Genomic DNA, 13,025 nt, shown 5'->3' with positions numbered 1-13,025 from the left:
CTATGGCCTCCTTCTCATCACTAGCACGTATTAATTTATAAGAAATAGCTCGACAAATTCATCCACATTCATATTTGCTAACTTTTCATAATCATAACTTATCGCTTCAATCTTCTTGCGTTGTTTATCTGTATAATGGGTTGCTAAGTTTTCCGTATACTTCTCCATTATTTTCGGAATGGCTTCCTCACGTCTGAAGCGGTGCCCTAATGGATACTCGCGCTCCACTTCTTCTGTCGATGACCCGTCTTTAAAATGAACTTGAACAGCATTCGCGATTGAACGTTTAGCAGGATCTAGATAGTCCTTTGTATATTCCTTATTTTCTACGACGATCATCTTATCACGCAGGATATTAATCATCGGATTTGCGGCAAAATCAGCCTCATAATGTTCTGCACGTACATCTCCTTCAAGCAGGGCGATAGCCGTTATATATTGTAAACAGTGATCCCGGTCTGCCGGATTATTCAAAGGTCCTTTTTTATCAATAATGCGAATAGCAGATTCATGAGTTGTAATCGTAATTTTGTCTATTTCCTCTAAGCGACTAGCGACTTCTGGATGTAACTGTACGCCTGCTTCTGCCGCTGTTTGTGCATGAAATTCAGCTGGGAAGGAAACTTTGAACAACACATTTTCCATTACATAACTATCCAGCGGCTGACTAAGCAATAGTTCCTTCTTATTAAATAAAACATCTTGGAATCCCCAACCCGGAGCACTAAGTGCAGTTGGATAACCCATTTCACCTTGCATGGCCATCAACGCTAGCCGTACTGCTCTACTCGTTGCGTCACCAGCAGCCCAGGATTTACGTGATCCAGTATTCGGGGCATGACGATACGTCCGTAGACTGGCATTATCAATCCAAGCATTCGTTAGTGCATTCGTTATTTCTTCACGATTTCCACCAAGCATTTTCGTGACAACTGCTGTTGACGCTATCTTTACAAAAAAGACATGATCAAGTCCTACCCGGTTCAAACTATTCTGGAGTGCAAGCACCCCTTGGATTTCATGTGCCTTGATCATCATTTCCAGTACTTCTTCAACTTTAAGCGGTTCTTGACCCTTCTGGATCCTTACTTGGCTAAGGTGATCGGCAACTGCAAGAATTCCGCCTAAGTTATCCGATGGGTGTCCCCATTCCGCTGCAAGCCACGTATCGTTATAGTCGAGCCAGCGAATCATCGTACCGATATTGAATGCAGCTTGAACGGGATCGAGTACATGGGAAGTCCCGGGGACCCGCGCCCCGTGAGGAACAATGGTCCCAGGCACGACTGGTCCGAGCAGTTTTGTACATTCTGGATAATCAAGCGCTAAAATGCCGCAGCCGAGGGTATCAAGCAATACATATTGTGCTGTTTGAAAAGCTTCTTCACTCGTAATATCCTTATTTAATACATAATCCGTGATTTCTTCTATTAACATATCTGTTTTTTGATAATCATCTGTTTGTAACATCATTTGTCCTCTCCATTTCCATTTTCTATACTTGTATGACTAAACATAACGTGCACCAATATAATTCACACGTGGTCTATACAGTCGGTTATTACTATGCTGTTCCATGACGTGAGCTGCTAACCCAGCAGTCCGTGCGCTGAAGAAAATCGGTGTATATAGTGGAATCGGGATCCCTAATTTCCAGTACACGGGTGCTGCGTAATAATCTAAATTCGGGTATAGCCCTTTTTCTTTTTCCATTATTCTTTCGCCCGCTTCACACATCTCTAGCAGTGAATAATCGCCATCTCGCATGCAGAGCTTTCGTAAAGCTTCTTTCGTAATTAAGGCTCTCGGATCCATTTTCTTCATATAGACCCTGTGGCCAAACCCCATCACTTTTTCTTTTTGCTGCAGCTTATTTAGAAGTAATTCCTCAAATTCTTTTACCGTTTGCACTTCATTCAGCATATACATGACCGCTTCATTCGCCCCGCCATGCAAATTACCTTTCAAAGAGGCAATTGCTCCGGTTAATGCCCCGTAAATATCCGAGTTTGTAGAGGCGATTACTCTCGCAGTAAAAGTGGAATTCGGCATTTCGTGCTCGCTGTATAAAAGAAGCAAACGATCAAAAATCTCAATTTCTAAATCACTTGGTTTCTTTCCGGTAATCATGTATAAAAAGTTTGCACTGTAGGATAAATCGGCTTGCGGATAAACTGGCTCTTCCCCGTGGATAATCCGGTGACTATTGACCGTAATTGTCGGTAGCTGCCCTAATAATTGATAGGCCCGTTTTTTATTCGCCGCAAGCGTCCGGTCTTCTATATCTTCATCGAAACCAGCCAGAACGGATAATCCAGTACGCATTCCATCCATTGAATGTGTCTGCTTCGATAATAAGCGAAGCACGTCGATTACAACTTCCGGGACATCATAATGCTGTTTCAGTGTTTCTTCTATGGAGATTTTTTCCGCAGGTGTTGGTAAGGTACCTTCTAATAATAAATGTACAATTTCCGCATATTCCTTACTTTTCGATAGCTCAATCAGATCATGGCCTTGAATGATGATTTTCTCCTCATCTACATCCAAAAATGAAATTGATGTCTCCGCCGCAATAACTCCTTCTAACCCTGGAACAAACTTTTCTTTTGTTTCCATGAATACCATCCATCCCTCATCTTTTATTTTCCTCAAATCTCCGAAAGCGTTAGCAAGTAAGTGACCTAATGAGGTTTTCGCATCTGTCATTATTATAATATTGATTGTAAAATTGGAAAAATATATAATATTAATAATTAGCCATAGACTTTTCCTATATCATAAGAGGAGGACGTACTTCATGAATTATCAGGACTGGGAAATGTTAGCCGCTCTCTATTCTACCGAGAACATTACGAAAGCTGCAGAACAATTATTTGTCTCTCAGCCCACTCTAACCTCGCGTATCCAGAGATTAGAAGAACATTATGATGTGCAACTCATGATACGAAAACGAAGAGGAGTTACCTTCACCCCAGAAGGTGAACAATTGGCACAACATGCACAAAATATGCTTCGCGAACAACGCAAAATGGAAGAAAAAATAAATAACATGAAAAATCAGGTCACAGGTACATTACGAGTTGGCGTATCCAATTTCTTTGCACTTAATAAAATGCCGAAGTTATTACGATTATTTAAACAGGAATACCCTCACGTAGAATTCCAAATGGTTACAGGATGGAGCAGTGCCATGCACCGCCTCGTTTTAAACAATGAAGTGCATTTAAGCTTTATTAAAGGAGATTTTCCATGGAAAGGAAAAAGGGAACTTTTATATGATGAAGAAATTTGCGTTGCCTCACCGTGGGATTTCACCTGGATGGATCTTCCCAATATGCCGCGGATTGATTATCATACGGACGAAAATATGAAGAGTATGGTGGATGAATGGTGGTACCATCATTATTCCGAGCGTCCACATACAACAATCCAAGTCAATCAAGTAGAAACATGCAAAGAGATGATTGTAAATGGACTCGGATATTCCATTCTTGCAAATTTAGTTGTCCGTCCCTATCCGGAGCTATTTGTAAAACCGCTCTATAAACCATCAGGAGAACCAATGATAAGAAAAACGTGGATGTATTATCATGAAGACTCCTTACAATTGAACATTGTCCATGCCTTTATTCGTTTTATTAGAGGGTTAGATGTAAAAGCAATATAATCATTTACTGTATCCTTTTATTGAGCGTAAGTGTTAGGAGCTTTCAGTTATTCGGGCGCACTAACCATCGTTCAGTTGCCCGGCGGACCGATGCGCATCCTTAGGCACGGCCTTAGCTCAGGCGCACAGGACGTGGCGAACTTAGTCTGCCTCGGAAGAAAACCGCTTCCTGCGGGATGGACACTTACGCTGAATGAAAGCAATTATCAGTTGATTTTCAGTAAGAGAGGAGATTTTAATGCTACCCTTTACAGAAAAAGTCATTCAAATTATTAAAGATATCCCTGAGGGAAAAGTGATGACATATGGTCAAATTGCAAAACTCGCAGGGAATCCACGAGCGGCTCGGCAAGTTGCCCGTATCTTGCATACGATGAGCAAAAAATATCACCTGCCATGGCATCGGGTTATTAATGCGAAAGGTCAGATTGCGATGAAAGAAGAAGAAAAGTTCAATGAACAGCGCTTGTCTTTAGAAGCAGAAGGTGTTGAAGTTGACGATAAGGGAAGAGTTGATTTAAAGAAATACAGAGTAGAAGCCTAGATTAAACAGCTTATTTATGCTATTATTTTTAATTATACATACTATAAATTTCGCAATATTTATAGTTTTTATGGAAAGGTAGGTAATTAGTTTTGCAAACATTAGGCAAAGTAAGCAGATTTGCGACGAGCACATTTGCTTTATGGGTTATTATTTTTGCAGTGCTTAGTTTCTTTATCCCGCAAGGTTTTGCGTGGATTGCACCACATGTATCGCTATTATTAGGTATTATTATGTTCGGGATGGGGCTGACCTTAACCGTCGATGATTTTAAAGGTGTATTTCTTGCTCCAAAAAGCGTGCTGATTGGTGTTGTTTTCCAATATACGATCATGCCACTTACGGCTTTTGCACTTGCATATGCCTTTAACTTACCACCTGAAATTGCAGCTGGGGTAATTTTGGTAGGTTGTTGTCCTGGAGGTACATCTTCCAACGTTATGACATTTATGGCAAAGGGAAATACTGCATTATCTGTAACAATAACAGCAGTTTCCACCTTGCTTGCACCGATTATGACGCCTACACTCACCTATCTACTCGCAAGCCAGTGGTTATCGGTTTCCTTTATGGGTATGTTCATATCAATTGTTCAAGTTGTATTATTGCCTATTATTTTAGGTGTCGTTATCCGCATGCTATTCAGCAAGCAAGTCAATAAGAGCATGGATGTCTTGCCACTCATATCCGTAGTCGGAATTGTTGCAGTTGCTGCAGCTGTTGTAGCAGTCAACAAGGAATCGATTGTAACTTCTGGGCTGTTGATTTTTGCAGTTGTTGTCTTACATAATTGTATCGGATATTTACTTGGGTATATTGCTGCTAAAGCACTTAAGCTTGATTTTAAAGATCAAAAAGCGATTTCCATCGAAGTCGGGATGCAAAACTCCGGACTTGCCGCATCTCTTGGTCTCGCGCACTTTTCGCCAATTGCTGCCGTACCTGGTGCCATCTTTAGTGTCTGGCATAATATTTCAGGACCACTTCTTGCAAACTGGTGGGCAAAAAGAAGTCAAGATGATTCGGACGATAAAGAGATTGCCTAATATCTTTTACCATTTTAAAGCCTGCGTGATAGGGTTAACCTCCCTATTATGCAGGCTTTTTCCATAAGGAACTCGATTTCTATGTATGATTCCGCCTCTTTTTGTGAAAAGATAATAGCATACACTCTAAAGTAGGAGGAGGATGTTCTCTGAAATTTTCTAGCCGTGGAGACGCACATAAACTCTATCTTCGTTTAAAAGAGATGCCAACCGCAGAGATAAAAAAGAGTCGATATTTACAAGAAACGCATGCAATCAAAGTGTTTTACGAAACACTGGACAAGGAAACATTACAATTAATTTATTATCAAATCGCGAAAGAAAAGAACGGCACAGGGATCATTCCAATCTTAGCAACTGCTATTCCCTGGCTCCTTTTTCTCTTTGCTAACCCGCTTGAAAACTTTCTTTTTCACGATGGAAGCTCGAATTGGATGATTTTCGCTTTTCTTTATTTAGTCCTGCTTAGTATTAGTTTAATCTTACACTTTAAAGAAAAAGCATGGGCTGTTGTGCACGTGGAAATTATTCAAGACATTTTGGCGGAGCGGTGATAGGTATATCTCAACTTTATCAAATAAAGCCGAAATGATTTACTTTGAAATTCCCCTTTACAAGCGGCTAAATTCATTAATCTAATAAAATACCCTGAGTTCTTCAGTTAATAAAATAAGAAACAGCCTTGAACCCATATGAATAATGAATTCTCGGCTGTTTCATTTGTTCACTAAAGTTTTTGTGTTTCTTATCCTTTTTTACTCTATTTTTAATTTCTCCCAAAGTTATTTACTGATCTGCACGAAACAGCCGAGAAGATAAATTAATGCATGATTAACATTTTCGCTCATTATGGCGTTACTAGCATAATCCTCTCTAAAAGGGGGGCAAAGACTTTTTTCTTAACGATTCAAGTTTGTGCTTTCTCTATTGTTTTACCAAAGTTAGGTTGGCGTTTTTCCTTGAATGCTTGAACACCTTCTTCATGATCTTCCGTAGTAATAAGAGATGCTTGGGCAATACGTTCTAGTTCAAGTATTTCATCTAGTGTAGAATTATAAGATTGATTAGTAATCTTTTTTATAAAGCCATATGCAATAGTAGGACCTAAAGCTAACTTGCCAGCAAATTCATTCACCTTAATTTGAAAGTCATCTAGTGGATAAATGTGATTAACAATACCCAATGCATGTGCTTTCTCAGCAGTAATCGGTTCTGCACTGAATAATAGTTCTTTAGCAAGATAGGGACCTAATAATCTTGGCAAGAAATATAATCCACCACCATCAGATATTAAGCCAACTCTTGAAAAACTTAAAGCAAATTTACTGTTATCTGCAGCTAGTATAAGATCACTTGCCAATGCTAAATTAAACCCAGCTCCAGCTGCAAAGCCATGTACTGCCGCAATAATTGGCTTTTCTAAGTCCCTCATCAATAGAATTAATTCATTCAATGTTCCAATATGATCATAGGCTTCTAACGGCGCTTTCTTTCCCATAGTCTTTACATCTCCACCAGAGCTAAATGATCGTCCTGAACCTGATAGGACAACAACTCGTATTGTTTTGTCGTTTTTAGCAAGCTTAAAAGCATTTATTAAGGCCTCCATCATTTCTGGGCTAAAGGCATTTAAACTTTCCGGTCGATTTAGTGTAAGATGCATTATCCCTGCGTTAATTGTTATAATTAAATCTTCACTTTGAGTGTTTTTCATTATTTTCATTCTCCTTTTAGTTCATTTATTAAAAGCAGACTTTTTAATGAGTGAATCACTTACTTACCCCACTAAAAACTTCTTCAAGTTTATTCCTAATTGAATCTGGAATGGGTTCAGTTTTTTGCTCTGCATAATTAAAACAAACTAATGTAGCTGTGGCACGAGCAACCACTTCTTCTTTACTATTTGTAATTTCATGATGTACCGTAAAGCTCTTTGTTCCAATATCTGTAACAATAGTAGAAACCTTTAATATTTTGCCTCCAAAAGCTTGTGATATATAATCACATTTAGTGGAAGCTAAAATAAAATTAATCATCAATGGATTTTTATTAGTCTTTCCAATTCCAATTTCATAGAAAAACTTTGTCCGTGCTTCTTCAAAATATAAAAAATAACTTGTGTTATTTATATGACCAGCTGCATCTGTTTCCGCAAATCGAACAAATACCTCTATATCAAATGATTTTGTCATGGTAACCTCCCTAAAATTAAATTAATGTTGAAAACCCAAAATCTATCAACCTAGCTATTCCGCCTCAATAATTGTTGCAATACCCTGGCCTCCACCGATACAGGCGGTGATAAGTGCGTATCTCCCATTTGCACGTCTTAATTCATAGACAGCTTTTGTTGCAAGAATTGCTCCTGTGGCTCCTAGTGGATGCCCATGAGAAATAGCACCGCCATTAACATTTAATTTTTCCGGATCTAAATGAAGTTCCCTATCACAGGCAATTACTTGTGCTGCGAAAGCTTCATTTAATTCAATAATATCCATCTCATTTAAATGAAGGCCCGACTTCTCCATAACCTTTCTAGTAGCTGGAACGGGACCTATCCCCATAATATTCGGATCGACGCCAGCAACTGCTGAAGCGCGGATCGTTGCCAATGGCTGAACACCTAATTCTTCTGCCTTTTCTCTTGACATAATCACAAGAGCCGATGCAGCATCGTTTAATCCTGAACTGCTCCCTGCTGTCACTGTTCCTCCTTTTAGAAAAGCCGGTTGTAATTTAGATAACCCTTCGATTGTCGTCTCCGGCCGAGGATGTTCATCCGTTTTAAAAACAATGGGTTCCCCTTTTCGAACTGGAACGCTAATTGGTACAATTTGTTCCTCAAAGCGTCCTTCTTCCATTGCTTTAGCCATTCTTTGTTGACTCCGTAATGAAAATTCATCCTGCTCTTCTCTACTAATTCCATATTTTCTCACCAAATTTTCTGCCGTTATGCCCATTGGTGGATCGCCTATTTCCTTTGGTGAAAGTTGAGAGCCGCGAAACTGTGGTGGTGCTGAACTATATGCCCCTTCAGCTCTGTCCATCAAATATGGTGCACGACTCATACTCTCTGTACCACCAGCAACATAAATATCACCATCTCCTGCTCGAATTGCTTGTGCAGCTAAATGAATAGCATTAATTCCTGAACCGCACTGGCGATCAATTGTAAGACCCGGTAATTCCATTGACAATTCCGTTTGCAAGGCTGTTAACCTAGCAATATTTCCTCCACCACTTAATACATTTCCAAGAATCACATCATCGATAGATTGCGGATCAATACCTGTACGCTTAATTGCTTCTTTAATAACTTCTGCTCCAAAGACATGTGCCGGAACAGTTGCCAAAGCACCACCCTGTCTTGCTATTGCTGTTCGAACAGCTGATACGATAACTGCATCTCTCTCCATTGGATACTCTCCTTATGATTTTACTTTTAATCCATATATCTTATTGATATATCCAGACATTTAATAGAAGGAATTCGGTAGTATACGGGTTTAGACATATTTCTTGAATGTGATTGCTCCATTAATTACCTCTTTTCCATCTTGATTCACAGCCGCTACAGTAAAATCAAGTAATCCTTCACGTTCTTTTTGTAGTTTCCCTTTAAGTGTTATAACATCCTCTAGAAAAACCATCCCTGCAAAGCGAATTTTATAATATTGAATAAATCCTTCTTCTAAATAAGGTGTAAATAATTTTGCTAGGTTCCCCATTGTCCACATGCCATGAGCAATGATGCCAGGTAATCCTGCCTTTGAAGCTTCGGCATCGATTGTATGAATTGGATTAAAATCACCAGATGCACCTGCATATTTTATTAAATCAATTCTTGAAACTGGATGAAGTGTAATCTCTTCCAATGAATCACCAATTTGTAAATCAAAGATGCTAGTCATCTTACCAACTCCTTTCTTACTGGTTCCGTTATAATTACAGATTGCCTTTCCGTATATATAATTTTTCCGTCTTTATCCTCACCACTGCCTTGTAATATTACAAAACTAAGAAGACCCATCTTTCCTGTTTTTTCATAGTAATCAAGAACTTCGGTATAACAATAAACCTCTTCCCCTACCAATAATGGCCTTTTATAATGATATATCTGCTCTCCATGAATAAGACCGACGTTTGGTAAGTTAAAATCCTCTATTTCTCCATAGTCGAAAACTCGAGGAAAAGTTGGGGGTGCTATATTTTGCTCGTATCTTGATTGTTTGCCATATTCTTCATCCACATAAATCGGATGTACATCGCCAATAGCTTCTGCAAACTTCTTAACCGCTCCCCTTTCAACAGTGTTTTTTACCTTTTCAGATCTTTTTCCAATTATATCTTTAAACATTTACACAACTCCCCTTTCTCATGTTTATTGATTTAATCTTTTGGTCCACCAGCAACATAAATGACTTGACCATTAACAAATGAAGACTGTTCGTCTGCAAAAAATGCTACTGTATTCGCAATATCAGCAGGCTTTCCACTTCTAGCAACAGGAATAGAAGCTACACTGAATTTCACCATTTCTTCAAATGAAATACCGATTCGTTCAGCTGTTTCTCTTGTCATTTCCGTTTCAATGAATCCTGGAGCTACTGCATTTACTGTAATTCCATATTTTCCAAGTTCAATTGCAAGCGTTTTTGTGAATCCTTGTAATCCTGCTTTTGCTGTTGCATAATTTGCCTGTCCACGATTCCCTAATGCCGAGGTAGATGAAACGTTTATGATTCGGCCATATTTTTTATCCACCATATATTTTTGAGCTGCACGTGAAGCATAAAATGTTCCTTTTAGATGGACATCCATTACTTGTTCCCAGTCACTATCAGTCATCTTAAATAATAAATTATCACGAATAATTCCAGCATTATTTACTAGAATATCAAGTGAGCCGAATGATGTAACAAACTCCTTCATTGCAGCTTCTACTTCATCAGCATTAACGACATCCACGACTTTTGAAAAAACTTCATAACCTTGTTCTTCTAATTCTCTCATTGTTTCACTTAGAGCTGCTTCATTTATATCTATGATTCCTACCTTAGCTTCTTCCTCAGCAAACCTTTGTGCGATACCTTTACCTATCCCTCTACTTCCACCTGTTATAAAAGCAGTTCTTCCATCAAATCTACCCGTCATAAAAAATTCCTCCCTTATTTTTATATAAATTGGCCTACTTTAACATGGCCCTTTAAAAGATTTCTAGAAATAATTAATCGTTGTATTTCATCCGTGCCATCATAAATTCTCCATAATCTAGCTTCACGATACCAGCGTTCAATTGGCAGCTCGCGTGTATACCCCATGCCACCATGAATTTGCAGAACACGATCCACCACATTATTACCTATATTCGCTCCATAAAGCTTTGCTATTGAGGCTAAATGGCGGTTATCTTCTCCCTGATCAAGCGTAAAAGCAGCATTTAATACGAGCCATTTTGCGGCTTCAATTTCTACTGCCGAATCAGCGATTTGCCACTGGATTGCTTGCCTGTCAGCAATCGGCTTTCCAAATGTCTTCCTTTCTTTAGAATAATCAATCGCCATTTGAAGTAGCCTTTCGCTAGCTCCTACAGCAGTCGCACCAACAATCCATCTAGCAAAACCAATCCATTCTAAGCCGAGCTGATAACCACCATCGACTTCTCCTAGAATGTTCTCTTTTGGAATACGTACATTATCAAACACTAATCCTGCCGGTCCCCATTCTCCCATTGTATGAATATATTCTGATTTCCAACCCATTTCCCGATCAACAATAAAGCATGTAACCCCATCTGTGCCTGTACGTTGATGCTTTTCTTTATCTGTCACAGCCATAACCATTACAAAATCTGCTTCATTTCCTCCCGTAATAAATGTCTTTTCTCCATTTATTACCCATTCATTTCCATCCTTTACGGCGGTTGTTTTTAATCCTCTTGTATCCGATCCCGCTCCAGGCTCCGTCATAGCAAAGCATGACTTCTTCTCACCATTTATTGTTGGTATCAAATACTGTTCTTTTTGATCCTCATTTCCATAATAGAGAATGTTATCTGCAGTACCACCGAATTGAAACGGGACAAAAGACTTTGAAACTTCCATTTGTACAATTGCTAGCATCATTTGACCAATATCTGCTCCCCCATATTCAGCGGGTGTATTGATCCCCCAAAATCCAGCTTCCTTTGCTTTCAATTGCAATTCATTTTGTTTTTCTTTAGATAAACTGGGCTTACCTTCCATTTCATTACGAAGGACCTCATTTTCTAAAGGTATCAATTCCTTTTCGACAAACTTTCGGATTGTTTCTTGCACCATTTTTTGTTCATCTGTCAGGCGTAAATACATTTCATGCACTCCTCTTATTTATTAATCACTTCATACCAACTAGTTGGTATGTTTAGTGTAAAATATAAGGAAAAATTCCCCCTACCTTTATTATATATATTCAAGACTGGTTTAATTTTTCCTTTAATGATTGAAAATATTTTCATCCGTTATTCAAATGGAAATATTTCTACCTCTCCATCTTCAACAATGCCTGCATCAAATTTCCATTGAAGACTTCCTACTTCGTCAATTTCATGAAGTGGAAGAACCAAATTATCCTCTGGTATATTTTTTATCCCTTCATTTACAGCTTCCATAATTGCCTTTCTGTCTTCAACTGTACCAGCAACTTTCATTGCTTCTACCAAAACATACACACTCTGATAATTTAGTGCAGATTCAGAAGTTGCGTATGGTTCACCAAAATTCTTTTTATATGTCTCTACAAATCTGTCACTTTGTTAAGTATCACTACTCTCAATAGGAAGAGAACCAATTGAACCGTTAAGCAGATCATAGCTTCCTAAGAAACCAGACATTTCCTCTAATTTTGCTTGGTCCATAATCATAAATCCACCCTCGAATCCCAATTCCTTGGCTTGTTTTATAACAAGCGCAGTAGGTTCTGAAGGTCCCCCAACAAAAAGCACATCCGGATCTTCATTTAATGCGTTGGTCATTATGGTAAAATAGTCGGTTTCCTTTGCAAAATCAATCTCAGTTTCATAGACGATTTCTCCCCCCATTTCTTCCCATACAGGAACAATTGATTCAGTCAGTCCTTACCATATTGGGAGTTTGTAGGAAGGAGTGCCATTTTACTTCCAAATTTTTCGATTTGATATCGACTAAATGGTTCTGTCCAAACATTATATTGGGGTGGGATTCCTATCATTAACTCATTCCCTTGTTCATATTGTCTTGGTTCACTTGTATATGCCATAAGAATGAAATTATCCTCTTCATTAAATTCTTGAGTGGCAAAAACTCCTCCACTGTGAGGTACCCAAACTGCTACAGGATCATTTTCCGAAACCATTCGCTTCACATTTACGCCTGTCTCATTTGGTAAATATTGATCATCAAATGCAACGATTTCAAGTTTATACGTCGTTCCATCCACTTCAAAGCCATTTTCATTAATTTCCTCAGCAGCCATCTCTAGTCCATTCATAACGTTAATTCCATATTGAGCAGCCGGGCCACTTAATGGTCCGCTGTAACCTATCTCAACAATCTCCTCTCCTTCACTTAATGTTGGAGTTTCTAGAGTTTCTGGCGCTTCTTCCGTTTCACTACTATTTTTATCCCCAGAGTCACTTGAAGACATATCTAGACAGGCTGCTAATCCGAATACAAATAGCAATAGGATTCCAAAACAAGAAATGCTTTTAAACCTCATTAATCTGCTTAATAATTTCAAACATCTTTTT

The 13,025-nt window shown here is 38.7% G+C and carries 16 protein-coding genes; 4 read left to right on the top strand and 12 right to left on the bottom strand.

The genetic code is table 11. The features are described 5' to 3' along the window. Nucleotides 1-30: 30 nt before the first annotated feature. Together LZD48_RS07365 and mmgD are read right to left on the bottom strand one after the other, a co-directional pair. Nucleotides 31-1,470 (bottom strand): bifunctional 2-methylcitrate dehydratase/aconitate hydratase, encoded by a 1,440-nt coding sequence (locus LZD48_RS07365; protein WP_235762124.1) that lies wholly within the window; start codon nt 1,468-1,470, stop codon nt 31-33. Nucleotides 1,471-1,509: 39 nt separating this feature from the next. Next, nucleotides 1,510-2,619 carry a citrate synthase gene (mmgD, locus tag LZD48_RS07360; RefSeq protein ID WP_235762078.1) on the bottom strand — a complete coding sequence of 370 codons (1,110 nt, stop codon included), beginning with the start codon at nt 2,617-2,619 and terminating at the stop codon, nt 1,510-1,512. Nucleotides 2,620-2,800: 181 nt separating this feature from the next. Here mmgD and LZD48_RS07355 point away from each other — a divergent pair, with 181 nt between their 5' ends. From LZD48_RS07355 to LZD48_RS07340, 4 genes are all read left to right on the top strand, one after another. Then, the gene (locus LZD48_RS07355) at nt 2,801-3,670 is read left to right on the top strand and encodes a LysR family transcriptional regulator (protein WP_235762077.1); all 870 of its coding nucleotides are present in this window, start codon (nt 2,801-2,803) and stop codon (nt 3,668-3,670) included. 238 nt (nt 3,671-3,908) lie between these two features. After that, a complete protein-coding gene (locus LZD48_RS07350; RefSeq protein ID WP_235762076.1) occupies nt 3,909-4,214 on the top strand; it encodes an MGMT family protein in 306 nt (101 codons plus the stop codon). Nucleotides 4,215-4,306: 92 nt separating this feature from the next. Further along, nucleotides 4,307-5,260 (top strand): bile acid:sodium symporter family protein, encoded by a 954-nt coding sequence (locus LZD48_RS07345; protein ID WP_235762075.1) that lies wholly within the window; start codon nt 4,307-4,309, stop codon nt 5,258-5,260. Between the two features lie 203 nt (nt 5,261-5,463). Then, nucleotides 5,464-5,814 carry a hypothetical protein gene (locus LZD48_RS07340; protein WP_235762074.1) on the top strand — a complete coding sequence of 117 codons (351 nt, stop codon included), beginning with the start codon at nt 5,464-5,466 and terminating at the stop codon, nt 5,812-5,814. Between the two features lie 353 nt (nt 5,815-6,167). Here the strand turns inward: LZD48_RS07340 and LZD48_RS07335 are convergent, their stop codons facing one another. The 10 genes from LZD48_RS07335 to LZD48_RS18745 form a co-directional block, all read right to left on the bottom strand. Then, nucleotides 6,168-6,974 (bottom strand): enoyl-CoA hydratase/isomerase family protein, encoded by an 807-nt coding sequence (locus tag LZD48_RS07335; RefSeq protein ID WP_235762073.1) that lies wholly within the window; start codon nt 6,972-6,974, stop codon nt 6,168-6,170. Between the two features lie 55 nt (nt 6,975-7,029). Further along, nucleotides 7,030-7,452 (bottom strand): acyl-CoA thioesterase, encoded by a 423-nt coding sequence (locus LZD48_RS07330; RefSeq protein WP_188856097.1) that lies wholly within the window; start codon nt 7,450-7,452, stop codon nt 7,030-7,032. Nucleotides 7,453-7,506: 54 nt separating this feature from the next. Beyond that, nucleotides 7,507-8,676 carry a thiolase family protein gene (locus LZD48_RS07325; RefSeq protein ID WP_235762072.1) on the bottom strand — a complete coding sequence of 390 codons (1,170 nt, stop codon included), beginning with the start codon at nt 8,674-8,676 and terminating at the stop codon, nt 7,507-7,509. 90 nt (nt 8,677-8,766) lie between these two features. After that, complete coding sequence (locus LZD48_RS07320) at nt 8,767-9,171, bottom strand: MaoC/PaaZ C-terminal domain-containing protein (protein ID WP_235762071.1); 405 nt, start codon at nt 9,169-9,171, stop codon at nt 8,767-8,769. Beyond that, entirely contained in the window at nt 9,168-9,617 is a 450-nt protein-coding gene (locus tag LZD48_RS07315) for a MaoC family dehydratase N-terminal domain-containing protein (protein ID WP_235762070.1), read from the bottom strand. Before LZD48_RS07315 ends, LZD48_RS07320 begins: the two co-directional genes overlap by 4 nt. A gap of 32 nt (nt 9,618-9,649) precedes the next feature. After that, nucleotides 9,650-10,414: a 3-oxoacyl-ACP reductase FabG gene (gene fabG, locus LZD48_RS07310; protein WP_235762069.1), complete on the bottom strand. Its 765-nt coding sequence runs from the start codon at nt 10,412-10,414 to the stop codon at nt 9,650-9,652. A gap of 20 nt (nt 10,415-10,434) precedes the next feature. Beyond that, nucleotides 10,435-11,610, bottom strand: coding sequence for an acyl-CoA dehydrogenase family protein (locus tag LZD48_RS07305; RefSeq protein WP_235762068.1), 1,176 nt, complete (start codon nt 11,608-11,610; stop codon nt 10,435-10,437). A 149-nt stretch (nt 11,611-11,759) separates the two neighbouring features. Beyond that, nucleotides 11,760-11,960 (bottom strand): hypothetical protein, encoded by a 201-nt coding sequence (locus tag LZD48_RS07300; RefSeq protein ID WP_235762067.1) that lies wholly within the window; start codon nt 11,958-11,960, stop codon nt 11,760-11,762. 93 nt (nt 11,961-12,053) lie between these two features. Beyond that, nucleotides 12,054-12,338, bottom strand: a complete 285-nt coding sequence (locus LZD48_RS18750) for a type 1 periplasmic-binding domain-containing protein (protein ID WP_255770848.1) — start codon at nt 12,336-12,338, stop codon at nt 12,054-12,056. A 29-nt stretch (nt 12,339-12,367) separates the two neighbouring features. After that, on the bottom strand, nt 12,368-12,922 hold the full coding sequence (locus LZD48_RS18745; protein WP_255770846.1) for an ABC transporter substrate-binding protein: 555 nt from the start codon (nt 12,920-12,922) through the stop codon (nt 12,368-12,370). Nucleotides 12,923-13,025 lie beyond the last annotated feature (103 nt).

Origin of the sequence: Oceanobacillus alkalisoli (assembly GCF_021556485.1) — a bacterium.
Classification (GTDB): Bacteria; Bacillota; Bacilli; order Bacillales; family Amphibacillaceae; genus Oceanobacillus; species Oceanobacillus alkalisoli.
This window is presented reverse-complemented; position numbering and strand designations above follow the sequence as displayed.

Coding starts and splice junctions, on each gene's coding strand:
- LZD48_RS07365 (WP_235762124.1), bottom strand. CDS start 1,470: ATGTTACAAACAGATGATTATCAAAAAACAGATATGTTAATAGAAGAA.
- mmgD (WP_235762078.1), bottom strand. CDS start 2,619: ATGGAAACAAAAGAAAAGTTTGTTCCAGGGTTAGAAGGAGTTATTGCG.
- LZD48_RS07355 (WP_235762077.1), top strand. CDS start 2,801: ATGAATTATCAGGACTGGGAAATGTTAGCCGCTCTCTATTCTACCGAG.
- LZD48_RS07350 (WP_235762076.1), top strand. CDS start 3,909: ATGCTACCCTTTACAGAAAAAGTCATTCAAATTATTAAAGATATCCCT.
- LZD48_RS07340 (WP_235762074.1), top strand. CDS start 5,464: ATGCCAACCGCAGAGATAAAAAAGAGTCGATATTTACAAGAAACGCAT.
- LZD48_RS07335 (WP_235762073.1), bottom strand. CDS start 6,974: ATGAAAAACACTCAAAGTGAAGATTTAATTATAACAATTAACGCAGGG.
- LZD48_RS07330 (WP_188856097.1), bottom strand. CDS start 7,452: ATGACAAAATCATTTGATATAGAGGTATTTGTTCGATTTGCGGAAACA.
- LZD48_RS07325 (WP_235762072.1), bottom strand. CDS start 8,676: ATGGAGAGAGATGCAGTTATCGTATCAGCTGTTCGAACAGCAATAGCA.
- LZD48_RS07320 (WP_235762071.1), bottom strand. CDS start 9,171: ATGACTAGCATCTTTGATTTACAAATTGGTGATTCATTGGAAGAGATT.
- LZD48_RS07315 (WP_235762070.1), bottom strand. CDS start 9,617: ATGTTTAAAGATATAATTGGAAAAAGATCTGAAAAGGTAAAAAACACT.
- fabG (WP_235762069.1), bottom strand. CDS start 10,414: ATGACGGGTAGATTTGATGGAAGAACTGCTTTTATAACAGGTGGAAGT.
- LZD48_RS07305 (WP_235762068.1), bottom strand. CDS start 11,610: ATGTATTTACGCCTGACAGATGAACAAAAAATGGTGCAAGAAACAATC.
- LZD48_RS18750 (WP_255770848.1), bottom strand. CDS start 12,338: ATGGGGGGAGAAATCGTCTATGAAACTGAGATTGATTTTGCAAAGGAA.
- LZD48_RS18745 (WP_255770846.1), bottom strand. CDS start 12,922: ATGTCTTCAAGTGACTCTGGGGATAAAAATAGTAGTGAAACGGAAGAA.